The sequence below is a fragment of the Flavobacterium sedimenticola genome (genome assembly GCF_030053345.1).
Classification (GTDB): domain Bacteria; phylum Bacteroidota; class Bacteroidia; order Flavobacteriales; family Flavobacteriaceae; genus Flavobacterium; species Flavobacterium sedimenticola.
Genome location: NZ_JASGBP010000012.1, coordinates 62,994 through 89,000 on the forward strand (window position 1 = coordinate 62,994; position 26,007 = coordinate 89,000).

The window sequence follows — 26,007 nt, forward strand, 5'->3', positions numbered from 1 at the left end:
TTTACTGTTTTATTTATTTGTTTTTAACAGTATGACTAAAACTATTTCAACAAATTAACGAACATGGTGTAAAAATGTTGACAGAAACAAAAAAAATGTAAATTTGTCTAAACCCATATCTGAGATGAAGCCATTACATCTGCTGTTTTTTTGGTTTTTTGCGTTCGGTTTGTACGCCCAAACGGGTGAGAAATCCATCATATTAAAGGATGCCGAAACACAACTTCCCATAGAAGATGTCACGGTGTACATCATGAAAACCAGGCAGTCTTTGCTGAGTAACAGCGAAGGAAAAGTTACTTTTATACTCAACGGCTCGTCCAACATTCAAGTCACCCATTCGTCTTACACCAAAGTGGTAGTGCGCTCTTCCGCACTGCAAAAAACCGATAATGTTATCTACCTCAAAAGCAATGTCAAAGATCTCGACGAAATCATCGTTACCAAACAACATCCGCAAAAAATACTGAAAAATCTCATCGAAAATTCCATTCAAAAATTAACGGTACCGGCCCGACTCAAAGTCTATTCGCGCGAGTTTTTTAAAAAAGACGGAAATTATGCCTATTACAACGATGGTTTAATGAACTTTCAACTCTTCGGAAAAGACAAAAAATTCAAGAGTAATATTTTAGTCGAACAAAACAGGGCATTCGGACTCGTATTCGACGAGATAGCCTCGGATGTTTTAGGGTATAATCTCAATGATATTATGGAGAATTACTACAACTTCAAGTATTTAAATCCTATACTCGAAAAATCGGCTCAAAAGCAGTACGACTTCCTCATCAAAGCCTATTCGGCGAACAATGATTACAATGTGATGATTGTTACGCCGTTAGATACCAACAAAGAACTCAAAGACGATTATCGTATCGTATATGATTGGAAGAAAAAACTCATCATTGAAGCGGGCTCGTCGGTGTCGCCTATGACCGTGGCTAGCGTAAAAGAAAAGAAAGCCGTGGGCTCCAAAAACATCTACAAATCGGTGTTCAAAAACATGTACCGCGTTGACGGTGAAAACTACTACCTGATGAGTTCTAAAGAAGAAATCGGTTTTGAACGTATCGACAAACACAAAACCACCGAAATTGAAGTCCGCAACTACTTGGTCACCACCAACTTTAACACCCAAAATTTTACCTACAAGGAGAGTGAAGTCTTTAAAGACAAAACCTTGTACAACAAAAAAAATACTATTCTCAGCAGCTATTGGGATATCTCCGGACTCACCGCCACCGAGGAAGAACAGGCCATCATCAACCAACTGCAAGAACGCACGCATTAGTACTACAATCTGCTTGGCTACTAGTTTTTATTCTCCTATATTTGCACACTTTTAAAATTAAAATCAACTGTTAACAATTAAGTGTTAACTGTAACCGAATCATATGAAAGCAGGAATTGTAGGATTGCCTAACGTAGGGAAATCAACGTTGTTTAATTGTTTGTCTAACGCCAAAGCGCAAAGTGCCAACTTTCCGTTTTGTACCATCGAACCGAATATCGGTGTGGTTAACGTACCCGATCCGCGTATTAACCGTTTGGAAGAGTTGGTCAAACCCGAGCGTGTTCAAATGGCCACGGTAGATATTGTAGATATCGCCGGATTGGTTAAAGGCGCCAGCAAAGGCGAAGGTTTAGGAAATCAATTCTTAGCCAACATTCGCGAGTGTAACGCCATCATTCACGTATTGCGTTGTTTCGACAACGACAATATTGTGCACGTAGACGGCAGCGTAAACCCAATCCGCGACAAAGAAACCATCGATATCGAATTGCAATTAAAAGATTTGGAAACGGTAGAAAAGCGCTTGGAAAAAGTAAACCGTGCCGCTAAAACCGGAAACAAAGAAGCTCAGGTAGAGCAAGGATTACTTAACCGCATCAGAGAGGCTTTACTACAAGCCAAATCGGCGCGTACTGTAGTCCCGCAAAACCAAGACGAAGAAGCGTTGATGGAAGATTTCCAACTCATCACCACCAAACCGGTGTTGTACGTGTGTAACGTCGACGAAGGGGCGGCAGCCACGGGAAATCAGTACGTTGATCAGGTGCGCGAATTGGTAAAAGACGAAAACGCCGAAGTCATTGTTTTGGCTGTGGGTACCGAAGCCGATATCACCGAGTTGGAAACCTATGAAGAGCGTCAAATGTTCCTCGAAGATTTAGGCCTCAAAGAACCGGGCAGTTCCGTGCTAATTCGTGCCGCTTACAAATTATTGAAATTGCAAACCTATTTTACCGCGGGCGTCAAAGAAGTACGGGCATGGACCATCAATATCGGCGATACGGCGCCTAAAGCAGCCGGCGTCATTCACACCGATTTCGAAAAAGGATTCATCCGTGCCGAAGTCATCGCCTTCGAAGATTTCTCGCATTACGGTTCGGAAGCCAAAGTAAAAGAAGCCGGAAAACTCCGCGTGGAAGGCAAAGAATATATTGTCAAAGATGGCGATGTAATGCACTTCCGCTTTAACGTATAAATTTCAGACACCGCTTTTGGCGGTGTTTTTTTTTAGCGCCGGTTTCCCGCTTTCCATGGCAAGTTTTTGGGTGCGTGTCCCTTTTTACAGCGCGCTGCCGCGAGCTTCGGTTGGCGCTGCGGCAACGCGGTAAAAAGCAGCCACCCACCGCAAAAAGCTTTCTATTGCAATCGGGGGCAAAGCATCGTTTTTCAGTATGTTTAATTTTGTCATTTCGAGCAAAGCGAGAAATCTTTAAGTTCAGCGAAGCTAAATCGCATCAAAACCCTCAAAAGTTGTCAATATCATTATTAATAACTTCTGTAGTTTGCGCTTTTATTTCGAACCGAATTCCACTATATTAGCGCAATATCGTTACTTTCAACATGGCCGAACAAAATCAATATACCGAAGATAATATTCGCTCCCTCGACTGGAAAGAACATATCCGCATGCGTCCCGGTATGTACATCGGGAAACTCGGTGACGGTTCTTCGCCCGACGACGGGATTTACATTCTACTCAAAGAGGTGATCGATAACTGTATCGACGAATTTGTTATGGGCGCCGGTAAAGTCATTGAAGTGACCATCAAAGACAAAATGGTAACCGTGCGCGATTACGGTCGCGGCATTCCGCTGGGCAAAGTAGTCGACGTGGTGTCCAAAATGAACACCGGAGGAAAATACGATTCCAAAGCCTTTAAAAAATCGGTCGGACTCAACGGTGTCGGTACCAAAGCCGTAAACGCCTTATCCAACTATTTCCGCGTCGAATCGGTGCGCGACAACCAACAAAAAGCCGCCGAATTCTCAGCCGGAAATCTGACCGCCGAGGAAGAAGTACAGGAATCTACCAAACGCCGCGGAACCAAAGTAGCGTTTGTGGCCGATGAAACCATTTTCAAAAACTACAAGTACCGCAACGAGTATGTCATTCGCATGCTCAAAAATTATTGCTATCTCAATACCGGATTAACAGTCTACTACAACGGCGAGAAATTCTATTCGGATAACGGATTGAAGGATTTGCTCGAAGAAACCATTACCGAGGAAGACATGCAATACCCGATTATTCACCTGACGGGTGACGATATCGAAATTGCCATGACGCACAGTAAATCGCAGTACTCCGAAGAATACCACTCGTTTGTCAACGGACAAAATACGACGCAGGGCGGAACGCACCTCGGGGCTTTCAGAGAAGCGGTCGTTAAAACCATCAAAGAGTTTTACAATAAAAACTTTGAAGCGTCTGACATTCGCAAGTCCATTGTATCGGCCATTTCCGTAAAAGTAGAAGAACCGGTGTTTGAATCCCAAACCAAAACCAAATTGGGTTCTACCGAAATGGGACCGAAAGGACCATCGGTGCGTACGTTTGTCAACGACTTCGTAAAAACCAAACTCGACAACTTCCTGCACAAAAATCCGGAAGTAGCCGATGCCTTGCTCAAAAAAATTCTCCAAGCCGAGCGTGAGCGCAAAGAATTATCGGGCATTCGCAAATTGGCCAAAGACCGCGCCAAGAAAGCGAGTTTGCACAATAAAAAACTCCGCGATTGTCGCGTGCATCTGACCGATGTCAAGAATCCGCGCTATCTCGAAAGCACCTTGTTTATCACCGAGGGTGACTCGGCTTCGGGTTCGATTACCAAGAGTCGGGATGTGAATACACAGGCGGTATTCAGTTTGCGCGGAAAACCGCTCAACTCGTACGGTATGACCAAAAAGATTGTGTATGAAAACGAAGAGTTCAACTTGTTGCAAGCAGCTTTGGATATTGAGGAAGATTACGACAATTTGCGTTACAACAACATCGTAATCGCGACCGATGCCGATGTCGACGGGATGCACATCCGCTTGTTGTTGATTACCTTCTTTTTGCAATTCTTCCCCGAACTCATCAAAGAAGGGCATTTGTATATTTTGCAAACGCCGCTCTTCAGGGTGCGCAATAAAAAGGAAACCATCTATTGCTACAGCGAAGAAGAGCGCATCAACGCCATCGAAAAGCTCAAACCCAAACCCGAAATTACCCGATTCAAAGGATTGGGAGAAATTTCGCCCGATGAATTCAAACATTTTATCGGACAAGACATTCGCCTCGATCCGGTAATGCTCGATAAAGCCACGTCTATCGAAACCTTACTCGAATTTTACATGGGTAAAAACACGCCGGACCGCCAAGACTTTATCATCAATAATTTGAAAGTAGAATTGGATGTGGTAGAAAAATAATAGTTTACAGTTTACAGCTCACCAAATTGTTGTGGGCTGTCAACCGTTAACCGTTCACTAAAAAATATGAAAGACGAAGAAGAAGACGATATCATTCCCAACGAAGACGACAACCACGAAGCGTTGAACGAATCCTCGCATGAGGATGCCGGAGACGCCGGTTTTGACGATGTCATTCGCCCGGCAACCGGAAGTCATTTTTATGAAAACGACGAAAACCCCGAGGACACCATTACCAAAGTCACCGGGATGTACAAAGATTGGTTCCTCGATTACGCTTCGTATGTAATCCTGGAGCGTGCTGTGCCGGCCATTGAAGACGGTTTTAAACCGGTGCAACGTCGTATCATGCACTCGATGAAAGAACTCGATGACGGTCGCTACAACAAAGTGGCCAACATCGTTGGGCATACCATGCAATACCATCCGCACGGCGACGCCAGTATCGGCGATGCCATAGTGCAAATAGGGCAGAAGGACTTGCTCATCGACATGCAGGGGAACTGGGGAAATATCCTCACCGGTGACGGTGCTGCCGCGTCGCGTTACATTGAAGCGCGCATTTCCAAATTGGGTCACGATATTTTGTACTCGCCCAAAATCACCACCTGGCAAGCGTCGTACGACGGGCGTCGCAACGAACCGGTGAATTTACCGGTCAAGTTTCCGCTGTTGCTGGCGCAAGGCGCCGAAGGGATTGCTGTGGGGTTGTCGACCAAAGTATTGCCGCATAACTTTAATGAACTCATTGATTGCTCGATTAAAGTCCTCAAAGGCAAATCGTTTACGTTGTTTCCCGATTTTCCTACCGCCGGTATTGCCGATGTGTCGAATTACAACGATGGCATGCGAGGCGGACGGGTACGGGTGCGCGCTAAAATCAGTCAGCTCGACAAGCAAACCTTGGTCATTACCCAAATTCCGTTTTCAACCAACACGTCAACGCTCATTGACAGCATTCTGAAAGCCAACGAGAAAGGGAAAATAAAAATCAAGAAAATAGAAGACAACACGGCAGCCGAAGTGGAAATCGTGATCCACTTACCGCCGGGTGTGTCACCCGATAAAACCATCGATGCGTTGTACGCTTTTACCGCCTGCGAGACTTCGGTAGCGCCGCTGGGTTGTGTGATAGAAGACCACAAACCGCGCTTTATCGGGGTTTCGGATATGTTGCGCATTTCGACGCATCGCACGGTGGATTTGCTCAAACGCGAGTTGGAAATCCAGCTCGACGAACTCGAAAACAAATGGCATTTCTCGACCTTGGAAAAAATCTTTATCCGCGAAGAAATGTACATCGATTTCAAATTGTACGGCGACCGCGAATCACTCTACGAATACATGTACAATCGTTTTAAACCGTTCCAAAAGCAATTGGTGCGCGAGATTAACGACGACGATTTGCAAAAACTCACCCAGATTCCGATGATTCGTATTACGCGTTTCGACTCCGACAAAGCCGATGAGGCCATTGCCAAGTTGGAAGCCGAAATGGAACAGGTAAAACACCATCTCGATCATATCATCGACTTTGCCATTGCCTATTTCCAGAACCTCAAAGACAAATACGGCAAAGGCCGCGAACGTCAAACCGAATTGCGCAGCTTTGATAACATCGAAGCCACCAAAGTGGTGTTGCGCAACACCAAACTCTATGTGAATCGGGAAGAAGGGTTCTTTGGTACCGGTTTGAAAAAAGACGAATACGTGGCGGATTGTTCCGATATCGACGATGTCATTGTGTTTTTGCGCGACGGTAAAATGATGGTGTCTAAAGTAGACGACAAAAAGTTTGTGGGCAAAGACATCATTCACATTGCGGTGTTTGACAAAAACGACAAACGCACCATTTACAACATGATTTACCGCGACGGTAAGAACGGTTCGGCTTTTATTAAGCGTTTTAACGTATCGGGGATTACCCGCGATAAGTTTTATGATTTGACGCAGGAAAAAGCCGGTTCGCAAGTGTTGTATTTTTCGGCCAATCCGAACGGCGAAGCCGAAACCGTAACCATTTTACTGCGCCAAATCGGCAGTGTGAAAAAACTGAAATGGGATGTGGATTTCTCCGACATCGCTATCAAAGGGCGTGCTTCTCGCGGGAATACGGTAACCAAATACCCGATTAAGAAAATTGAACTCAAAGAAAAAGGCATTTCTACGTTGCGTCCGCGTAAGGTATGGTTTGACGATACGGTTCAGCGGTTGAATGTAGATGGAAGAGGCGAGCTGTTGGGCGAATTCCGTCCGAACGATCGCTTGCTGATTATCAACCAAAACGGTAAACTCAAAACCATTATCCCCGAACTCTCGACGCATTTTGACGAAGGCATGATTGTGTTGGAAAAATGGCATCCGAAGAAACCGATTTCGGCTATTTATTACGATGGCGAGAAAGAGCGTTATTTTGTGAAACGCTTTTTGGTGGAAAACGAAAACAAGGAAGAAACTTTTATCACCGAGCACGAAAAATCACAGTTGGAGATTGTGTCTACCGATTGGCGTCCGGTAGCCGAAGTAGTGTTTGCCAAAGTAAAAGGCGTGCAAAAAGAAAACCTCACGGTCGACTTAGAGCAGTTTATTGCCGTAAAAGGGATTAAGGCGTTGGGCAACCAACTCACCACCGACAAACTCAAGCAAATTAACCTGCTCGAACCACTGCCGTTTGAAGAGCCCGAAGAAGTACAACCGGAAGACATGGAAGTAAAAGGCGAAACCAATGCCGAAGACGAAGACATTCCGACGGAAACCAACGACGACGGTCAGATTACCTTAAGTTTGGAATAAAATAAAACCCCGCGGAAGCGGGGTTTTTATTTAAAGATTAAAGCTATTATAACTGGGTATAGACTATTTTTAGCTACCACTCCAACACACAGGTTTACCGATATGGCCCGAGCGATTAGCTCCTGATATTACGATTTCTTTTTGCGCATTTTCATGTTGATGAATTCCACCGCCAGCGAAAAGGCAATGGCAAAGTACAAATAGCCTTTAGGTACAACACCAACGCGTTGTCCTGCCAATTGGGCATCGGACAGGTGCATGCTCTCGGTAATCAGCATAAATCCGATAAGGATTAAAAAGGCCAGTCCCAATACTTGTATGGACGGGTTAGCGTTGACAAAGTTGCCTACCGGAACCGCAAAAAGCAGCATGACACCTACCGAGATAACCACAGCAGTCACCATGATGTACAGCGCGCCTTCGACTCCGTTGGTCATACCGACGGCGGTCAAAATACTGTCGACCGAGAAAATCAAATCGATTAATAAAATTTGGAGGATAACATTTCCGAACGATTTGGCGGCAGCCGTTTTCAAGTCTTTTTCTTCTTCCCCTTTATGGTCTACTTTTTCGTGGATTTCCTTGGTGCTTTTATAGATTAAGAAAATCCCTCCGAGTAATAAAATAAGCGCTTGTCCGGTGAAATCGGCGCTGAACCAGCCCCAATCAAAACCAAATAGGGGTTCTTTCATGGCGATTAAAATAGTAATCCCGAACAACAAGCCGATGCGCATAAACATGGCGAGAAACAAACCAATTCGAGTGGCTTTTTTGCGTTTTTCGACCGGTAACTTTCCGGTAACAATAGAGATAAAAATAATGTTGTCGATTCCTAAGACAATTTCTAAAAAGGTCAGGGTTAACAAGGCTACCCAAGCATCGGGATTTAAAAATACTTCCATTTTTTATGAGTTATGTGTGTCGGTTGTACGGGATTATTTGATTTTGGTTACAGTACCGCGTTGTTTTTTGGCATCGCCCACAAACGCGTACTCAAAAGTATAACTATTTCCTTCGGTAGCCAAAATAATCATGCTGATGGCTTTGCGTTCGCTCATGGTTTTCGGATGCAACTTTTGCAGGATGAATTCGCAGTCGTTTACCCAACGCACACTGGCGGTATCGGTTTTGCCGTTATAGGTTTCAATCTGCAGGGTTTCGGTACGGGTAAACACCGAAGTATGTTTTTTACCGTTGATTTCCTGAGTAAATTCGAAGGTTCCGGTTTTAAAATCGGCGCACTTACGCTCTTTATCCGAGCAAGACAGGGCGAGACCGGCGAGTAGGAGGAGAAGTGATTTTTTCATGGGTTGATGTTCGTTGTAAGTTGTAGCCCTTCGATACATTTTTGCTTCGCAAAAAGACTCAGGGTGACGTTGGTTGTCTATTATCTGTTGTTTGTTATTTGTCGTCTGTTGTTTGTAAACCCTTAACTGTAAACTAAAATCTATTGAAGTCGGTCGAGCTCATCATCCGTAAAGTTTTTAATGCTTTTTTCTTGGGCAAACTTATCGGCGTTGTAATGGTTCGATTTGTTTTTTGGGATAGAAAGCGAATCCCATTCGCCTTGCTTCAGCATCTTAGCATAAAACACAATTTGTCCGATATGGTACGGGTAGTGTGCCAATTGGCGGTTGATGGCTTCCATGACGGTATGACCTTCGTTGCGGATGTAGATGATGGTGTCCAATTGTTCCGGTGTCAGCGTATGGATAGCGTTAAAAAAACAAGCCCAGCCTTTTTCCCAAGCGGCATCAACTTCGGCCTTGGTGGTCAGTACGGTTTCAAATTCGGTATCGCGTTGCCGCCATTTTTTTTCGCCGTCGGTAGTGAGGAAATCGGTCCAGCGTGACAGCATGTTTCCCGATAAATGTTGTACAATCACGGCAATCGAATTAGTGTCGTCGTTTACGCTAACAAATAACTGTTCCGGTTCCAATTGCGCCATGGCTTTTTCGCCCAGAGTTTTGTAATACAAAAATTGTTTCTGAATGCTGGTGAGGTAATTGTTATTGTTCATCTTTAAAAAGGGCATCAGTTATGGTTTTCACTCCTCTAAACATAAAATAAACGGCCAATCCGCTCAAAAAAATACCTACAGCCAATACCAACCAATGCCATACGTTTTGCTTGTTGATAAACGCATTGTACATCACACTCGGTCCAATAAACATAAGCGGTAGTGCATAAAGCAGGTATTTGATGCCTTTGTCGAGTAAGGTTCTGTCGATAGCCATGGTTAAAACTGAATTTGCAGGCCAAAGCCGTTGGTATTCGAAATCACTTTCAGGTCGATAGTAGACTGTTGGTTGCCCAATAGGGTTTCGGGATGTTCGGAGTTATATATCCGCACCGCTTCTTCGTAGCGCTTTTTTCGTCCGGTTAAAATCGGAACGGCAATCGCCATCGAACCCACACCGGCGTAAGTCATTGCCGTTGGATAGTTTTGTGCCGAAAACATTCCGATGGCCACATCACCTACGGTTAACCCAACACCGAGGCCCAACATAAAGCCGCCCCAGGCTTCTTTCGACTTGGCTTGTTTGTACAGTGCCGCGGCTTTTACGTTGGTGGCGAACAATTCGCGTGCTTTTCGGCTGTCAATTTGATTGCCTTTCCAGTAAAAGCGACCGCGCTCCATAGTGATTTGTTGCGAAAACGAGAGCAGACTGCACAGTAACAGACCAACTAAGACTAGTTTTTTCATATTTTGACTTTTATTTTTTGGGGTAGCTCATCCGGCTGTTCGCTATATCTTTTGTTTTGTACTTCTACAGGTTCAGTATGACAAAACAAAAGAATGCTCCCGAGGCATCGGGACCATCCGGGCTACGGTTTATAGGCTGTTACGGCTTTGCGTACACTGCCGTGTTGTTCCAACAAAGCCGAAGCTTCCTCGTAACTCACGGGTATTTCACTCATAATCATACGAACACCGCGATCAATCAATTTTACATTGCTCAACTGCATATCGACCATTTTATTGCCTTTTACGCGACCCAATTGAATCATCGTTGTTGTCGAAATCATATTCAAGACCAATTTCTGTGCAGTGCCGGCTTTCATACGGGAACTGCCCGTTACAAATTCGGGACCCACCACCACAACTACCGGAAACTGAGCCGTCAGCGCTAGCGGACTGCCTTCGTTGCAGGTAATACAACCGGTGAGAATATGATGTTCGTGGCATTTTTCCAAACCGCCAATCACATACGGTGTAGTGCCCGAAGCAGCTATACCAATTACCACGTCTTTATCGGAAATGTTTTCGGCCACCAAATCGTTCCAGGCTTGCTCGCGGTCGTCTTCGGCAAATTCCACCGCTTTGCGAATGGCTTTATCGCCACCGGCTATAATGCCGTTGACTAAGTCGAAAGGCACACCAAACGTTGGCGGACACTCCGAAGCATCTACGATACCCAATCGTCCCGAAGTACCGGCGCCAATGTAAAAAAGGCGACCGCCTGCTTTCATTTTAGCCACCACTTGGGTAATGAGAGCTTCAATTTGCGGTAAGGCTTGGGCTACGGCTAAGGGAACGGTTTGATCTTCTTTGTTGATATTGACTAACAAATCGTGAACCGACATCTGTTCGAGACGGTCGTAATGCGAAGATTGTTCGGTGGTTTTGGTAAAATTCATATTCGGTGCATGCAATGCTTCAAAGTTACAAAGTTTTTTGGCTTTCCGCCGGATACTTTATATAAAACACGCCAATAATATTCCTAAAATAATCATCGAAATTTTAGCAATGTTGAATTTGTGTCCCTCGCTGCTTTCAAAAATAATAGTCGAGGAAATATGAAATAAGATACCGATGACAACCGCTGTAATTTTGGCATAATATTTTTGCAAACCGGGTAATGCTTCGGATGCAAAAGTGCCCAATGGTGTCATCACGGCAAAGGCCATCATAAAGAAGAATAATGCGGTTTTATTGAGCTGCGCATCCAGAAAAAAAGTGGTTAGGATGACTGCGATGGGCAAGTGATGGATGGCAATCCCATAGGCCAAATTGTGGTGTTGTCCTACCGGAAATCCTTCTAAAAAAGCGTGAATACACAAACTGACAAACAACAACCACGGTAATTTTTTGATAGTGCCATGACCGTGAACGTGTCCGTGTTCGGCACCTTTGGAAAAAAACTCCAAAATAATTTGAAATAAAATACCGAGCATGATAAAAACACCAATACCGGCTTGGTGGCTTTCATACACTTCGGGCAACAAATCCAATACGGTTAACGACAGTAAAAACGAACCGCTGAACGCCAACAACAGCTTTAGATTTTTTTTCTTTTTGGGTTGAATTAACAAAGCAATTGCATAGCCAAAAACTACTGATAATAAAGGAAGTATGTAATTCATTTATTTGAAAATCATAATTAAGCGTTCACTGGTGTTTTTATGGAATTTCTTGAGTTTATAATCGCCAAAAGTATCCAATAAATAAATACCGGTTTCTTCCATCATACGTTGAAAATCTTCCAATGTATAGGCACGTACTTTTTCGGTAAAATGATACGATTGGCCTTGATCTTCAAAGCGAATTTCTTTAATGATAAAACCATCTGTTACGAATCGCTTGATATGAAAGGTAATGCCGTCGACGGTTTTGGTTTCTTCTGGAATCAAATTGGCAATGACGTGCGGCGTATTCATAAAATCAATCACGGCAAAGCCATATTCCGACAGGCTTTCTTTGATAGCGCTTAATGTTTTTAAATCGTCGCCTTCACAATCAAAATATCCAAAGCTGGTGAATAAGTTGAAAATAGCGTCGAACTTTTGATCAAACGGCTCACGCTTGTCGTGCACCACAAAATGCAGGTTTTCGTTTTCGTTTTTTTGCGCTTCGGCTATGCTGTTCTCCGATAAATCGGCCCCAATCACATCGTAACCCAATTGGTTTAAGTATATGGCATGTCGGCCTTTGCCGCAAGCTAAGTCGAGTACTTTGGCCTTTTCGGGTAAATTTAAATAATGGGTAAGATTATCCATGAAGATTTGCGCTTCACGATAATTACGGTCTTTATATAAAATATGGTAATACGAGGTATCGAACCAGGAAGCATACCAATTTTCGGTATTACATTTTGTAGCGTCTGACATTTATTCTGTTCCAATGAATTTTTCACCCGCAAAATTAGTGTATTTTTGCCGAACTTTAGGCAGTATTGCGAAGGGATATTGTCGGTAAAATTGATAGGCAACATGGAGAATTTTAAAATGATAGCCAAAACCTTTTTCGGTTTTGAAGAAATATTGGTCAAAGAATTACAACTTTTAGGTGCTCAGGAAGTCGAGGCAGGCACCCGAGCCGTGAGTTTTAAAGGTGATAAAGGATTTATGTATAAGGCTAATTTATCATTGCGTACCGCGCTGAAGATTTTAAAACCGATTTATCATTTCCGGGCTTTTAACGACCAAAGTTTGTACAACGGAATCCAAAGAATCGATTGGAGTCAGTATTTAGGTGCTCATCAAACCTTTGTGATTGATACGACCATTCATTCCGATTATTTCAAACACTCCCAGTTTGTATCGCAAAAAGCCAAAGACGCTATCGTTGATCAATTTCGGGAGAAATTCGGACAACGTCCGAGCATCGATAAAGATTTTCCCGATTTACGGATTAACATTCACATCGACCGTGATCAGTGTTCGGTTTCCTTAGATACTTCGGGCGCTTCGTTGCACCACCGCGGGTACCGCACCGCCACAAACATCGCCCCGATTAATGAAGTGTTAGCCGCCGGGATGCTATTGCTTTCGGGTTGGGACGGTAGTTGTGATTTTTTAGATCCCATGTGCGGTTCGGGGACTATTTTGGCCGAAGCTGCTATGATTGCGTGTAATATTCCGGCCAACATCAATCGCAAGGAATTTGCTTTTGAAAAATGGAATGATTGGGACAATGATTTGTTTGACCAAATTATCGATTCGTTGATGAAGCGTACCAAAGAATTCCGCTATACCATTACCGGATATGACAAGGCACCAAGTGCCGTAAATAAAGCCAAAGACAATATTTTGAATGCCAATTTAGAAGATTATGTGACCATCAAACAGGCTAACTTTTTCGATACCAAAAAAGAAAATATCGGACCGTTACATATGGTATTTAATCCGCCGTATGGAGAACGTTTGGATATTGAATTGGAACGATTCTACCGCGAATTGGGCGATACTTTAAAATTGAATTATCCCAATACCAACGCTTGGTTTATCACGGCCAATTTAGAAGCCTTAAAGTTTGTAGGCTTGCGACCGTCGCGAAAAATAAAACTGTACAACGGTAGTTTAGAAGCCCGTTTGGTGAAATACGAAATGTACGAAGGCAGCAAAAAAGCCAAGTTTCAACAATCCTGACAATATTGTTTGATTACGATTTTAGCGCTTTGGTTTCGGCCTCAATTGCTTTAATCATGTCTTTCACTTTGCCGGCATCGATGCGTTTGGCTTTGATGACTTTGTTTTTGTCTAAGATGTAAATCACCGGAGTAGAGTAGACGTCGTACTTTTCGATGGCATTGTTGTAATGCGCACCGTCGTACACATTTATCCAAGGCAATTGATGTTCGGCTATATATTTGAGGTATTTATCGCCTTCGTGTTGCATGTACACACTAAACACTTTGACATCTTTCTTCTCCTTGAGCAAGTCGTTGTATGCCTCCAATAAAACTGGGATTTCTTTTTGACAATGTCCGCAATCCACATCCCAAAATACCAAAATAGTGTAATCGGCTTTGACATCGCTGAGTTTGACCCACATTTTGCTCACTTCATTGGCGTTTTTATAAAATACTTTGGTCATTTCTTCGCTGTTCTTGGCGTCTTCAAATCCCATAGCTTTCATCTTGCTGAAATCTTCGGCTTTAATCATGTATAAGTCGAGCGCTGTGGCACCAATGAGTAATGGCTTCAATTTATCGGCACGTTTAATAATGCGCTGCACCACATCTTCATCATCGTAAATGCCTTTGCCTTTACCGGTTTTAAAATAATGGTCGGACATGTGCACAAAGACCTTATCAAATCCCATAATTTTGGAAGATTCGTAGGTGTAGGTAAAGTTGGCCAGCATCAATTTATACAACAAACTGCCTTGTGTGGTTTTGCTCATGATGCGATCGATTTCAACGCAAACGGAATCGGGATGCGTCACGACTACTTTGTCAAAATAGGTTCTGAGCTTGTTGTACAAAAACGGATTTTTCATGATGTTTTCGTTTTTGAAATCTACATCACGCCAAAAATTTTTCTTGTAATATTTATAGACTAAAGTACTATCGGGTCTGCCGTTGGGAGCCAAAGGAGGATTTCGCAGCGTTTTTTCGGTTTTGAGATTGATAACATCGGCGATGAAACTTCCTTTGTGACGCGCAATAAATTCGGCTTCGTAATCCATGATTCTTTCTTCGAACTGTTTTTGTTTTTCAGTTAATGCCAGAGAATCTTTTTTGGTGGCTAACGGTGCTTTTTGTTTGTAGTCGAGAAAAGCATTGTTTTGTTCGGCCAAGTATCTGAAATAATTAAAAAAATCTTGTTCACGTGTTGAGTTTAACGCCGTTAACGATTTTTGAATGCCGGGGCCGTATTCGGCCTTGATTTCTAATTTTTGGGTAGTTTCATCGATAAAAAAATCAAAGAGTATGCTCTTTTGTTGGCTTACTAACGAGTAAATACCGGTTTCCAATTTGGTTTTGTCTTTAAATACAATTCTCCCGTTTTTGATGGTTCTGCAGGTGTCTTTGATTAGAGTTTTGTCAAACCGATAAAACGTTAGGTACGCTAAAGAATCATTACAGTTTTTTAAATCGATGGTTATTTCGTAGCCCGATTGAGCGAAAGATGAAAATGAAGTAAAAAATAAAACAACCGCGGTAATTAGTTTCTTCATATACAATCCTTTTATGTTTTTGCTTTCAAAAATAAACTAATTTTTGAATAAAAATCAGGCGTTTTTTTAAAGTTTCCTTAAAATAAAAGCGCTCTCGACAGAGAGCGCTTAGGAGTATGTTGTTTGATAAGGTTTAGAATTCATCAAATAATACAATTCCTTTTCGTTCCAAATTATTTTTAATCATTTGTATCGGAAGGTTGTATTGACTTGACAAGTCCGGTATGCTGATGCCCGAAAAGAATAATTCGACTAAAGTATCCAATATAATCGGGTTGATTTCATCATTATACAATTCAGAAGTACCGTTTTGATTAAAAAGACTCTTTCTGGTTTTGTATAAGGTGTCAATGATAGTATCGATATCGTTGCTGGGAAATTCAAACGTATTGATTTCACTGCTTTCTTCGGAAACCTGTTTGAGGACTATCGTCTTTAAGGTTTTCTTTTCCTTCTTTAAATCAATAGTGTAGTTGAAACCATTGCTCATAATGTAGTAATTTTAAAATTGTAAATTCGGGTAAGGCAAATATAGGCTTTTCTATTCTAAGAGAAATGTTAATTAACAAAAACAACCCTATTATTTTTCAACAAATTATCGACATAAAGATATAAAACAACGATAAAGTGTCGTTTTTGAGTGGCTTACATGACGGATAGGGGAAGAGTAAAGGAGAGCTGAAAAACGTAAAATAGTCTGGATTCGGGACATTTTTACCAATCAACCAAGACTTAATTTCTATATATTTGTCCCACAAAATAAGTGTTATGAACTCTAAAACAAAAGCATTGCTATTCAATTTACTCGGATTTGCCGTAGTTTTTATCCTTTCCAGAATGTTATTACAAGCCTATTCTTCCTTATCGGGTTTTTGGTTGCCGCTGACTGCTTTTGTGATTAGTACTATATTGGCGCCAAAGTTCCAGTCGGTTAAGACTAATGACGGAGAAAAAATCTTTATGAAATGGATTTTTGTAAAAGGAATTAAGCAGTTTTAGTTTGCTTTTTTCTTCTTCTTTTTTGATTTTGGTTCCTTTTTTTCTTTTGCTTTGACCGTGGCTTTGTATAGTGGGATAAAGTACGAAACGGTGTAATTGAATCCCACGCCGAATTCACCATTGTAGGTTCTGTTGTATCCCGGAATGTACAAATTGTCGAATCCGTTGGGTTTATTCTGAGTCATCAATCGGTTTAATCGGAAACTGAAACCCACAAAAACATTATTGAAAACTTCGGCTTTCATACCGGCTACCACTTCTACCCATTGAGCCGATAAGCCACTGAACTTTTCTCCGGAAATGATTAGCGGCGACTGACCAAAGTAGGGATTCGGATTGTAAATTTGGTAGCTGTTTAAGGTTTGACTGAAACTGCTCACTCCATAGCGTAACCCCACAGAAATAATGTTTTCCATATCAAGCCAATTTTGGTACGTATTGTAATCAAAACCTACTTTAATATAGGTTCCCTCTGTGGTAAAATTGAGCTGGTCTTCGTCGACGGTTTTGTCTTCATTACCAATCTCTGCCGCCAAGAAATGCTTTCGGGTCAAACGATAATCACCTACTAATTCAATGCCGCGGTAATCTTCTTCATAAAAGGAACGCGTTAGCTTAAACAAATCGACACCCACTCGTAAACCATAACGCTCGGTTTTAGGTTTCAGACTGTCTTTTGCGATTGGGGCTTTTTCTTGAGCATTTCCTGAAAAGGAAAGCCATACCAAGAGCATACTAAAAGTAAATTTTGAGATGTATTTCATTTTCAGTGTCAATAGTTGTGGTTTGTACGTCAAAGCTTTGTATCCATAGTAAATCGGGAGTTGCCGAATCGGTATGAATAACACCCCCGGGTGAGTTTAATTCAAAAATTGTTCGGTAACCGCAAGCACGGGAAACATAAACATTGTTTCGGGCATAATTAAACTGCAAAAAATCTTCGTTGGCATTGGTGGGGCTGGAGCTGTTAAGAATCATACTGTATTTCACCGAGTCGCCGGTTACGTCCAAAGGAAGCTTAATGGTACTTACCCCGCTGAAGGTATTTAATTCGGTTGGCATTCCGTCTCCGGTTATTTTTAAACCGGCTACATTTTTCAATGTCGTAGGATTGGAAACATCATAAAATTCTATAACCAATTGTGGTGTGGTTTCATCGGTACATATATCATCTTTCTCACAACCGGAGAAAGTAAATGCAGCGAGAAGTAATAACAATATTTTTTTCATCAGCTTGGGTTATCGTTTTTCCAAAAGTACGACATTTTCCACATGATGCGTTTGCGGAAACATATCTACCGGTCGCACTCGGGTTACTTTGTACTGCTCATCCATTAAGGCCAAATCGCGCGCTTGCGTGGCCGAATTACAGCTCACATACACCACTTTTTGCGGTGCAATTTTTAAGATTTGAGCCACTACATCCTTGTGCATCCCATCGCGTGGCGGATCGGTAATAATCACATCAGGCTGACCGTGTTGGGCAATGAATGCATCGTTGAATACATTTTTCATGTCGCCTGCAAAGAACTCACAATTACGGATATTGTTGCGTTTGGCATTTTCTTTGGCATCGGCAATGGCTTCCGGTACGGCTTCTACACCAATGACTTTTTGCGCTTGTTTCGATACAAATTGGGCAATGGTTCCGGTACCGGTGTATAAATCGTACACAATTTCTTTTCCGGTTAATCCGGCAAATTCACGGGTAATTTTGTATAATTCGTAGGCTTGCGCCGAATTGGTTTGGTAAAAGGATTTGGCATTGATGCTAAATTGCAATCCTTCCATTTCCTCTAAAATATAGTCGCGCCCTTTGAAAAGCTTGATGTCTTGGTCGTACAAAGTATCATTGGCTTTACCGTTAATGACGTATTGCAGTGACGTAATTTGCGGGAAAGTAGAATAAATGTGATTCAGGAGCAATTCGCGTTGCGCTTTGTCTTCCTGATAAAACTGAATCAGCACCATAATTTCGCCGGTAGAAGCAGTACGAATCATTAAGGTGCGCAGTAAGCCTTCATGATTTCGGGCATTGAAAAAAGGCAAATGGTGTTCCGAAGCAAAACGTTTGATTTCGTTACGGATAGCATTCGAAGGATCTTCCTGCAGATGGCATTTTTCGATATCCAGGATTTTATCCCACATTCTGGGAATATGAAAGCCTAAGGCATTTTTTGTATTGAATTCCACACCGGAACGAATTTCCTCATCGGTCATCCATCGGGTATCCGAGAAACCAAATTCCATTTTGTTGCGGTAGAAAAATGGCTTCTCCGAACCCAAAATCGGTTCAAAATCGGGCAGTTCAATTTTTCCGATGCGTTTCAGGTTGTTATACACTTCCTGGTTTTTATAAAACAACTGACGGTCATAGGCCATATTTTGCCATTTGCATCCGCCACAAGTCCCGAAATGCTGACAAATCGGCGTCACACGGTGTTCGGAATAGGTATGAAATTTAACGGCTTTGCCTTCGTAGTAGGCCTTTCGCTTTTTTAACGTTTGTACATCTACTACATCGCCCGGTACGACATTCGGAATAAAAATAACTTTGCCGTCGGGTGCTTTGGCTACCGATACGCCTTTGGCGCCGGCATCGTGAACCGTAATATTTTCAAATACGATTTTGTCCGTGTGTTTTCTTCCCATGGCGCAAAAATAAACTATTGCCGAAAATAGGGCAGGGATTTAAGAAAAAAATATAACTTTATGGCAAATTGTTCCGTATGACAACACATTTGGCTCTGCTCCGCGGCATCAATGTTTCGGGCCATAAACTGATTAAAATGGAAGATTTACGTCGTTGTTTGGAGGGCGTAGGCTTTCTTAACGTACGCACTTACATACAATCGGGTAATGTTTTTGTTTCTTCTGATGAGCACGATGCCAATAAGGTGGCGAACCAAATCAGAGAAGCCATACAACAGTCTTTCGGCTATGAAGTTCCGGTATTAATTATAGGGAAAGAAGATTTGCAGGCTTGCTTGGAACGCAATCGGTTTTTGGATGAAGAAGGTGTCGATTTGAAGAAATTATATGTATCTTTTATTTCAACCGAAGTGCCCGACCAAATGGTTACCCAACTTAATTTAAATTTTATCGAACCCGATAAAATTCAGCTCGATGGCAGACGGATTTATCTGAAATACCATTCCTCGCCGGCCAATACCAAACTCGACAATAAATGGATTGAAAAGAGTATGAACGTGATTTCCACGACACGCAATTGGAATACGGTAAACACTTTATTAAAAATGTTTCAGCAATAAAATAGTATAATGAGTGCTAAAAATACGTTTACAAGTGCCATTTCCGGTTTGGAATATCCGGTAGGTGAAATGGTCAAAGGCAACACCATTCGCCGGCAAGTAGTGAATCTGATCAAAAATGACCATCCCGACTTTACCGAAGAAAGTTGCATTGCTAATGCGGAACTGAATGTGTACCGCGAAAAATACATTTCCAAATATTTAGACACCGAAATCCATCAGTTGTCGGAATTGCAAAAAAATGTTTTGAACGCTCTTGGAAATGATACGTCGTTTGTATCCAAGATTGAAGAAGATACCGATACCAGGACGTTCGGACAAGTAGTAGCCGATCAGGTGGCGGCTTTTGGTGGCAGCTGGACTTTTATTATTTTTTTCTTCATTTTTTTAGCGTTGTGGATTGCGGCCAACGTATTTATTTTAATGAATAAAGGATTTGATCCCTATCCGTTTATTCTGTTAAATTTAATATTGTCGTGTATTGCGGCTTTGCAGGCGCCGGTTATCATGATGAGTCAAAATCGTCAAGAAGAGAAAGACCGTGAACGCGCCAAGAAAGATTATATGATTAACTTAAAATCAGAATTGGAAATCAGAATGCTCAACGAAAAGTTAGATCATTTGATTATGCACCAACAACAAGAGCTTATCGAAATTCAAAAAGTGCAAATTGAAATGATGAATGATATTTTGGAACGGATAAAAAAATAAACTCAAATAATAGAAGTACATTATTAGCCATCGCTTTTTTGTACTTTTGTACTACTATGGATGATTTCTCTCCAGTAAGAAGGAATGGAAAATACAGTATTTAAATTACTTTAAAAATGTCAGTTTTAGAAAAATTAACTTCTGCCGATGCCATAGCTTTAGAAGACCGATACGGAGCCCACAATTATCACCCGCTACCTGTAGTATTGAGTAGAGGAGAAGGCGTCTACGTTTGGGACGTAGAAGGAAAACAGTATTATGATTTTCTTTCGGCCTATTCGGCAGTAAATCAGGGGCATTGTCATCCCAAAATTGTGGGAGCCATGATAGCGCAAGCTCAAACTTTAACCTTAACCTCTCGTGCCTTTTACAACGACAAATTAGGCGTTTACGAGGAATATATCACGCGATATTTTGGATTTGATAAAGTTTTGCCCATGAATACCGGGGCTGAGGCCGTAGAAACCGCTTTGAAAATTTGTCGCAAATGGGCTTATGAGAAAAAAGGAATTGCCGAGAACGAAGCTCAAATTATTGTTTGTGAAGGCAATTTCCACGGTAGAACAACCACGATTATTTCATTTTCCAACGACGAAAATGCTCGTAAAAACTTTGGTCCGTATACTGCCGGATTTATCAAAATACCGTATGACGATATTGAGGCGTTAGAAAAAGCCATCACGTCTTCTAAAAACATAGCGGGTTTCTTGGTGGAACCTATTCAGGGTGAAGCCGGTGTATATGTACCGGCCGAAGACTACTTGGCCAAAGCCAAAGCCTTGTGTGAAGCGAACGATGTATTGTTTATAGCCGATGAAGTGCAAACCGGAGTTGCCCGAACCGGTTCGTTATTAGCGGTTTGCGGCAATTGTACTTGTGATAATCGTTGTGAAAAACAAAGCGGTTATGTGACCCCGGATATTCTTATTTTGGGGAAAGCCATTTCAGGTGGTGCTTATCCGGTTTCGGCCGTATTAGCCAATGACGCCATTATGAATGTCATCAAACCGGGACAACACGGTTCTACTTTTGGCGGAAATCCTGTAGCTGCTGCTGTAGCGATGGCGGCTTTGGATGTGGTGACGGAGGAACATTTGGCACAAAACGCCCGAAAATTAGGAAGAATATTCCGCGCCGAATTGGCAAAATACATTGAAACCTCCAATATCGTTACGTTAGTACGCGGTAAAGGATTACTCAACGCCATTGTAATTAATGATACGGAAGACAGTGAGACCGCCTGGAATATTTGTATGAAGTTAGCCGAAAACGGTTTGTTGGCCAAACCGACACATGGCAACATCATTCGTTTTGCACCGCCGTTAGTGATGAATGAAGAGCAGTTACGAGACTGTATTTCCATCATCATCAATACACTGAAAGCGTTTGAATCTTAGCAAATTAATTGATAAACCAACCAACCAAAACCCTTTGTATGGAAAACGAAAACCAATCCCAATTTGATTCTTTTGAATTGCACTTGAACCAAACTGCATTAGACTACCTGCGCGAAAGTGCCAAATGGTCGATGTTTTTAGCCATATTGGGCTTTATCGGAGTCGGATTTTTAGCGCTCATGGCTATTTTTATGACTTCTGTAATGTCTGTTATGCCCGAAACTCCCGGACCTTTTGGTGCCATCAGTGGTTTTATTTCTATTTTTTATTTGGTCATTGCGGTCATTTATTTATTTCCGATTTATTATTTGTATCGCTACGCCAATAATACTAAAAAAGCCATTTTTACTAAAAATTCGGAACTCTTAACAGATGCCTTCGGTGCGTTGAAATCGCACCATAAATTTTTAGGAATTGCGGCTATCATTATCATCTCACTTTATATTTTGGCGGCTATCGTGATGGTCATCGGATTTAATGCCATGCGATAATTAAAGACACTAAGTATATTATGAAAGCATCTTCGATTGGGGATGCTTTTTTTGTGATGTAAATCCGTTAAAGTTCAGTAATTTTGAAATGACAAATCAGCACTATGAAAAAAATCTTTCTTTTGATCACCGTTTTGGCTATTGCAGTCGGACTGTATGAACAATCAAAAGCCCACCCCAATGTAATTATTTTAGCCGGCACAATCGCGGTATTGATGTATGGCTTAATGAAATTAAGTGCTAAAGTGCCCAGTAAACATTCAGAAACAGAAGAGGAACATGATGCAGAAAGGTGATAAAGTATCGGTATTGGATGATGCCATTGACGGCGTGGTGGTTCGCGTTGCGGGAAGCGAAGTAACCATCGAAACCACCGAAGGATTTGAGCTGACGTTTAAAAGGCATGAATTGATTAAAACGGAAGAGTCAGGGTTATCCTTTCACTTCAATACTAGCAAAGTTATCAGCGAAAAAGAAATTCCGAAACCGAATTATACCAACAAAGAGAAAAAAGCTAAAAAAGAAAGTCCGGTACCCGAATTTGATTTGCACATCGAAAAGTTAGTCAAAAACCATAAGTCAATGAACAATTATGATATTTTGACCTATCAGATGGAAACAGCCAAGCGCCATATAGACTTTGCCATCAAGAATCGGATTCCTAAAATTGTATTCATTCACGGCGTAGGTGAGGGCGTCCTGAAAGCCGAACTCGATTTTATGCTCGGTCGCTACGACAACCTGACATTTCAGGATGCCAATTACCAAAAATACGGTTTAGGGGCTACCGAAATCTATTTTAAACAAAATACAAAATGAAAAAAGTCCCGATGCTCGAATCGGGACTTTTTTTCTAAAACTAACCAATTATATTTAATCCAAACTAAACTTCTTTTTCTAATTAAGCAACACTGCTTTCTTGGCTGCTTACTTTTTTTAACAACGATCTGATTAAGACACTGTTAGTATTGATGCCTGAGTTGATCAATGCTTTTTTGCTGAAGCTTCCGGTTGTTTTGGCATTGCCTGTTTTAGCAGTACCGGTAAACCAAATGGCAAAATCCATAGAAGCTACTGTGTTATCTGCCGATACAACCACTTGATCTTGCGCAACAGTTACTTCAGTAGTAACTTTAGTTTCTTTGTTTTCCGATTGGGTTTGTCCGAAAACACCGTTGCTTGATAAAACGAATAAAACGAATAAAACAAATAATCTAACGCGGGTTACATTTTTTTGAGCTACTGTGTTATGGGTTGTGGTCATCATCTGTGTTTTTAGTATCGTTGTTATTTCTGATTCAAAACTACTTCAAGACCTCAGGCGACTGAAATTTTTTCGATGACTAGCTCTAAAACTCGTTAAACGCACAAATCCAGCAAATTCAAGGGTTTTCAGCGTTTTTATCGTGCATTTCGTCTATGAAATGTTAAAAAAACGTGCATTTCATCGATGAAAAACCAAAAAAATCCATGAATAACACACTCCAAATCATAAACCTTTGTTGAAATGACAAAAACTCCTAAAATCTTAGTACATTAGCTTCGTATTACATTATTATTTCTGTTTCCGATGAAAGTTGAACAAAAAGGACACACCACCATTATTAAGGATACCCATGGTGAAACCGCCGCGTTTTTAAACACCTTGCAGCACGAACACAACAGCTATAAAAACGAGAATCTGATACTCGACTTATCGCACGACAAAAACCTGAAGCTCGAGGACATAAAAGCGTTTGCTGATTTAATCAAACAACACAAAAAGCAAAAGAAGTCTATCGTGTTGGTGACCGATAGCATTGATTTTAATGCCGTTCCGCAAAGTATTACCGTGGTGCCCACAATACTCGAAGCACACGATATCATCGAAATGGAAGAAATTGAGCGCGACTTAGGATTTTAATACCATGAAACTAACCATCTTGGGTTGCTATGCGGCCACACCGCGCACATTAACCAATCCGACATCTCAAGTACTCGAAATTCGCAATCGCATGTTTCTCATCGACTGTGCCGAAGGCACGCAAGTACAGCTGCGCAAAAACAAACTCAAATTCTCCAAAATCAACCACATCTTTATTTCGCATTTACACGGCGATCATTTTTACGGGTTAATTGGACTCTTATCCACTTTTATGCTTTTTAATCGTCAAACCGATTTACACGTTTACGGTCCTAAAGGCATCAAAGAAATCATTCTCTTGCAACTGCGTTTATCGGAATCATTTACCGGATACAATTTGTATTTTCACGAATTAACTTCAAAAGAAAGCGAAGTGATTTTTGAAGACGAAAAAGTAATTGTCAAAACCATTCCGCTCAAGCACCGCGTCTATACCAACGGTTTTTTATTTCAGGAAAAACCCAAAGAGCGAAAGCTCAATGTGGAAGCCGTTGAACATTATAATATTGATACGGTTTACTATCGCAAAATCAAATACGGCGGCGATATGACCCTGGAAGACGGAACGGTAATTCCCAATGCCGAACTCACATTCGATCCGGAACCGGTCAAAACCTATGCGTATTGCAGCGATACGATGTACGACGAAAGCATCGTGCCGCTTATTCAAAATGCCGATGTGCTGTATCACGAAGCCACATTTTTGGAAAGTGAAGCCGACAAAGCCGCCAAAACCATGCACAGTACGGCCAAAGAAGCGGCCACCATCGCCAAGTTGGCAAAGGTAAAGCAGTTGCTTTTGGGCCATTACAGTACGCGCTACAGCAGCATCGAACTTTTCCGAGCGGAAGCCGAAACCGTTTTTCCGAATGTATTGTTAGCCGACGACGGTGCCGTTTTCGATTTCGACTGATAGTAGGAGCGAAGCGTTTGGGAAGTGTCGGGAAAAGTAATTCCCGCTTTCCGCTATACAAGTCTGCCGGCAGGCAGGCAGGGTATCGCTCCAATCGGGGCTAAAAAGTAATCCATGGTATGTCCTGAAAACTTAGTACCTTAGCGCATCCGAATTCTGCAACCCATGAAAGATTTAAGTAACTACCGAAAGTCGTATGAAAAAAGCGAGCTTTTGGAAACCAATATTCCCGAAGATCCTATCAATTTGTTTCACAAATGGTTTTACGAAGCCGAAGCATTTGGCGGTATCGAAGAAGTCAATGCCATGACGGTTGCCACGTTGGGCGCCGATGGATTTCCGAAGAGTAGGGTAGTACTCCTCAAAAAATTCAATGAAGAAGGCTTTGTTTTTTACACCAACTATGATTCCGAAAAAGGGAAGGCCATACTCCGAAATCCGCACATTTGTTTGTCTTTCTTTTGGCATACGATGGAGCGGCAAGTTATTATCAAAGGCATAGCCGAAAAAACACCGGCTTCGGTTTCCGATAACTATTTTGATTCTCGTCCCGATGGTAGTAAATTAGGTGCCATCGTTTCAGCACAAAGCGAAATCATTCCGTCCCGTGACTATTTAGACGAGAAACTCAAGGCGTTAGAAAAAGAATATGAAGGTAAACCCATTCCCAGACCCGAGTATTGGGGTGGATTTTTAGTGTGTCCGGTAGAAGTAGAGTTTTGGCAGGGCAGACCCAATCGATTACACGACCGTATTCGCTACCGCTTAGAAAACGACTATGCTTGGAAGATAGATCGATTATCGCCTTAAATTCTGTAAATATTACTGTAAATTATGTAAACCACTCTTCGGAGTGGTTTTTTAGTTTTGTAAAGCAATAAAAAAGGATTGACAATACGCGTATAAGTAAGAAA

General features: G+C 41.8%; 29 protein-coding genes. 15 read left to right on the forward strand and 14 right to left on the reverse strand.

The window, feature by feature from the left end; genetic code table 11:
• The first annotated feature begins 124 nt into the window (after nucleotides 1-124).
• The 4 genes from QHT84_RS13715 to QHT84_RS13730 all read left to right on the forward strand — a co-directional run bounded on the left by QHT84_RS13715 (nucleotide 125) and on the right by QHT84_RS13730 (nucleotide 7,501).
• The gene (locus QHT84_RS13715; protein WP_283240139.1) at nucleotides 125-1,291 is read left to right on the forward strand and encodes a hypothetical protein; all 1,167 of its coding nucleotides are present in this window, start codon (nucleotides 125-127) and stop codon (nucleotides 1,289-1,291) included.
• A gap of 103 nt (nucleotides 1,292-1,394) precedes the next feature.
• Nucleotides 1,395-2,489 (forward strand): redox-regulated ATPase YchF, encoded by a 1,095-nt coding sequence (gene ychF, locus QHT84_RS13720; protein ID WP_283240140.1) that lies wholly within the window; start codon nucleotides 1,395-1,397, stop codon nucleotides 2,487-2,489.
• Between the two features lie 365 nt (nucleotides 2,490-2,854).
• Nucleotides 2,855-4,708: a DNA topoisomerase IV subunit B gene (locus QHT84_RS13725; RefSeq protein WP_283240141.1), complete on the forward strand. Its 1,854-nt coding sequence runs from the start codon at nucleotides 2,855-2,857 to the stop codon at nucleotides 4,706-4,708.
• A gap of 66 nt (nucleotides 4,709-4,774) precedes the next feature.
• Nucleotides 4,775-7,501, forward strand: a complete 2,727-nt coding sequence (locus tag QHT84_RS13730) for a DNA gyrase/topoisomerase IV subunit A (RefSeq protein WP_283240142.1) — start codon at nucleotides 4,775-4,777, stop codon at nucleotides 7,499-7,501.
• A gap of 128 nt (nucleotides 7,502-7,629) precedes the next feature.
• Here QHT84_RS13730 and QHT84_RS13735 read toward each other — a convergent pair whose 3' ends face one another.
• From QHT84_RS13735 to QHT84_RS13770, 8 genes are all read right to left on the reverse strand, one after another.
• Nucleotides 7,630-8,403 carry a TerC family protein gene (locus QHT84_RS13735; protein WP_283240143.1) on the reverse strand — a complete coding sequence of 258 codons (774 nt, stop codon included), beginning with the start codon at nucleotides 8,401-8,403 and terminating at the stop codon, nucleotides 7,630-7,632.
• Nucleotides 8,404-8,436: 33 nt separating this feature from the next.
• Nucleotides 8,437-8,808 (reverse strand): DNA topoisomerase IV, encoded by a 372-nt coding sequence (locus QHT84_RS13740; RefSeq protein ID WP_283240144.1) that lies wholly within the window; start codon nucleotides 8,806-8,808, stop codon nucleotides 8,437-8,439.
• A gap of 140 nt (nucleotides 8,809-8,948) precedes the next feature.
• Nucleotides 8,949-9,536: a DUF1572 family protein gene (locus QHT84_RS13745; protein WP_407649251.1), complete on the reverse strand. Its 588-nt coding sequence runs from the start codon at nucleotides 9,534-9,536 to the stop codon at nucleotides 8,949-8,951.
• Entirely contained in the window at nucleotides 9,511-9,738 is a 228-nt protein-coding gene (locus QHT84_RS13750) for a DUF6095 family protein (protein ID WP_283240145.1), read from the reverse strand. The genes QHT84_RS13745 and QHT84_RS13750 overlap by 26 nt, the downstream gene beginning before the upstream one ends.
• A gap of 2 nt (nucleotides 9,739-9,740) precedes the next feature.
• Entirely contained in the window at nucleotides 9,741-10,208 is a 468-nt protein-coding gene (locus QHT84_RS13755) for a hypothetical protein (protein ID WP_283240146.1), read from the reverse strand.
• A 122-nt stretch (nucleotides 10,209-10,330) separates the two neighbouring features.
• Nucleotides 10,331-11,143: an N-acetylmuramic acid 6-phosphate etherase gene (murQ, locus tag QHT84_RS13760; RefSeq protein ID WP_283240147.1), complete on the reverse strand. Its 813-nt coding sequence runs from the start codon at nucleotides 11,141-11,143 to the stop codon at nucleotides 10,331-10,333.
• Nucleotides 11,144-11,200: 57 nt separating this feature from the next.
• On the reverse strand, nucleotides 11,201-11,869 hold the full coding sequence (locus tag QHT84_RS13765) for a ZIP family metal transporter (RefSeq protein WP_283240148.1): 669 nt from the start codon (nucleotides 11,867-11,869) through the stop codon (nucleotides 11,201-11,203).
• Nucleotides 11,870-12,613, reverse strand: coding sequence for a class I SAM-dependent methyltransferase (locus QHT84_RS13770; protein ID WP_283240149.1), 744 nt, complete (start codon nucleotides 12,611-12,613; stop codon nucleotides 11,870-11,872).
• A 102-nt stretch (nucleotides 12,614-12,715) separates the two neighbouring features.
• Between QHT84_RS13770 and QHT84_RS13775 the strand changes: the two genes are divergently transcribed.
• On the forward strand, nucleotides 12,716-13,873 hold the full coding sequence (locus QHT84_RS13775) for a THUMP domain-containing class I SAM-dependent RNA methyltransferase (protein WP_283240150.1): 1,158 nt from the start codon (nucleotides 12,716-12,718) through the stop codon (nucleotides 13,871-13,873).
• A 13-nt stretch (nucleotides 13,874-13,886) separates the two neighbouring features.
• Here QHT84_RS13775 and QHT84_RS13780 read toward each other — a convergent pair whose 3' ends face one another.
• A complete protein-coding gene (locus QHT84_RS13780) occupies nucleotides 13,887-15,407 on the reverse strand; it encodes a thioredoxin-like domain-containing protein (protein ID WP_283240151.1) in 1,521 nt (506 codons plus the stop codon).
• A 133-nt stretch (nucleotides 15,408-15,540) separates the two neighbouring features.
• Complete coding sequence (locus QHT84_RS13785; protein ID WP_283240152.1) at nucleotides 15,541-15,897, reverse strand: hypothetical protein; 357 nt, start codon at nucleotides 15,895-15,897, stop codon at nucleotides 15,541-15,543.
• Nucleotides 15,898-16,175: 278 nt separating this feature from the next.
• On the opposite strand from QHT84_RS13785, the gene QHT84_RS13790 reads away from it, so the two are divergent.
• Nucleotides 16,176-16,406 (forward strand): hypothetical protein, encoded by a 231-nt coding sequence (locus QHT84_RS13790; RefSeq protein WP_283240153.1) that lies wholly within the window; start codon nucleotides 16,176-16,178, stop codon nucleotides 16,404-16,406.
• Here the strand turns inward: QHT84_RS13790 and QHT84_RS13795 are convergent.
• Genes QHT84_RS13795 through rlmD form a run of 3 tightly spaced genes read right to left on the reverse strand, consistent with a single transcriptional unit; the run spans nucleotide 16,403 to nucleotide 19,058 of the window.
• Nucleotides 16,403-17,140, reverse strand: a complete 738-nt coding sequence (locus tag QHT84_RS13795; RefSeq protein ID WP_283240154.1) for a DUF6048 family protein — start codon at nucleotides 17,138-17,140, stop codon at nucleotides 16,403-16,405. The genes QHT84_RS13790 and QHT84_RS13795 overlap by 4 nt on opposite strands.
• Nucleotide 17,141: 1 nt before the next feature.
• Complete coding sequence (locus QHT84_RS13800; protein ID WP_283240155.1) at nucleotides 17,142-17,636, reverse strand: DUF6452 family protein; 495 nt, start codon at nucleotides 17,634-17,636, stop codon at nucleotides 17,142-17,144.
• 9 nt (nucleotides 17,637-17,645) lie between these two features.
• Entirely contained in the window at nucleotides 17,646-19,058 is a 1,413-nt protein-coding gene (gene rlmD / locus QHT84_RS13805) for a 23S rRNA (uracil(1939)-C(5))-methyltransferase RlmD (protein WP_283240156.1), read from the reverse strand.
• Between the two features lie 77 nt (nucleotides 19,059-19,135).
• Here rlmD and QHT84_RS13810 point away from each other — a divergent pair, with 77 nt between their 5' ends.
• The 6 genes from QHT84_RS13810 (at nucleotide 19,136) to QHT84_RS13835 (ending at nucleotide 23,096) form a co-directional block, all read left to right on the forward strand.
• Nucleotides 19,136-19,678, forward strand: coding sequence for a DUF1697 domain-containing protein (locus QHT84_RS13810; RefSeq protein ID WP_283240157.1), 543 nt, complete (start codon nucleotides 19,136-19,138; stop codon nucleotides 19,676-19,678).
• Between the two features lie 9 nt (nucleotides 19,679-19,687).
• On the forward strand, nucleotides 19,688-20,389 hold the full coding sequence (locus QHT84_RS13815; RefSeq protein ID WP_283240158.1) for a DUF1003 domain-containing protein: 702 nt from the start codon (nucleotides 19,688-19,690) through the stop codon (nucleotides 20,387-20,389).
• A gap of 116 nt (nucleotides 20,390-20,505) precedes the next feature.
• A complete protein-coding gene (gene rocD, locus QHT84_RS13820) occupies nucleotides 20,506-21,786 on the forward strand; it encodes an ornithine--oxo-acid transaminase (protein WP_283240159.1) in 1,281 nt (426 codons plus the stop codon).
• A gap of 38 nt (nucleotides 21,787-21,824) precedes the next feature.
• On the forward strand, nucleotides 21,825-22,277 hold the full coding sequence (locus QHT84_RS13825) for a DUF5362 family protein (RefSeq protein ID WP_283240160.1): 453 nt from the start codon (nucleotides 21,825-21,827) through the stop codon (nucleotides 22,275-22,277).
• A 104-nt stretch (nucleotides 22,278-22,381) separates the two neighbouring features.
• Nucleotides 22,382-22,573, forward strand: coding sequence for a hypothetical protein (locus QHT84_RS13830; protein ID WP_283240161.1), 192 nt, complete (start codon nucleotides 22,382-22,384; stop codon nucleotides 22,571-22,573).
• A complete protein-coding gene (locus QHT84_RS13835) occupies nucleotides 22,557-23,096 on the forward strand; it encodes a Smr/MutS family protein (protein WP_283240162.1) in 540 nt (179 codons plus the stop codon). The genes QHT84_RS13830 and QHT84_RS13835 overlap by 17 nt, the downstream gene beginning before the upstream one ends.
• 82 nt (nucleotides 23,097-23,178) lie before the next feature.
• Here the strand turns inward: QHT84_RS13835 and QHT84_RS13840 are convergent, their stop codons facing one another.
• A complete protein-coding gene (locus tag QHT84_RS13840; protein ID WP_283240163.1) occupies nucleotides 23,179-23,541 on the reverse strand; it encodes a hypothetical protein in 363 nt (120 codons plus the stop codon).
• Nucleotides 23,542-23,847: 306 nt separating this feature from the next.
• Between QHT84_RS13840 and QHT84_RS13845 the strand changes: the two genes are divergently transcribed.
• The 3 genes from QHT84_RS13845 (at nucleotide 23,848) to pdxH (ending at nucleotide 25,903) form a co-directional block, all read left to right on the forward strand.
• Nucleotides 23,848-24,180, forward strand: a complete 333-nt coding sequence (locus tag QHT84_RS13845; RefSeq protein WP_283240164.1) for a ribonuclease Z — start codon at nucleotides 23,848-23,850, stop codon at nucleotides 24,178-24,180.
• A 4-nt stretch (nucleotides 24,181-24,184) separates the two neighbouring features.
• Nucleotides 24,185-25,093, forward strand: coding sequence for a ribonuclease Z (locus QHT84_RS13850; RefSeq protein ID WP_283240165.1), 909 nt, complete (start codon nucleotides 24,185-24,187; stop codon nucleotides 25,091-25,093).
• Nucleotides 25,094-25,258: 165 nt separating this feature from the next.
• Complete coding sequence (pdxH, locus tag QHT84_RS13855; RefSeq protein WP_283240166.1) at nucleotides 25,259-25,903, forward strand: pyridoxamine 5'-phosphate oxidase; 645 nt, start codon at nucleotides 25,259-25,261, stop codon at nucleotides 25,901-25,903.
• Nucleotides 25,904-26,007 lie beyond the last annotated feature (104 nt).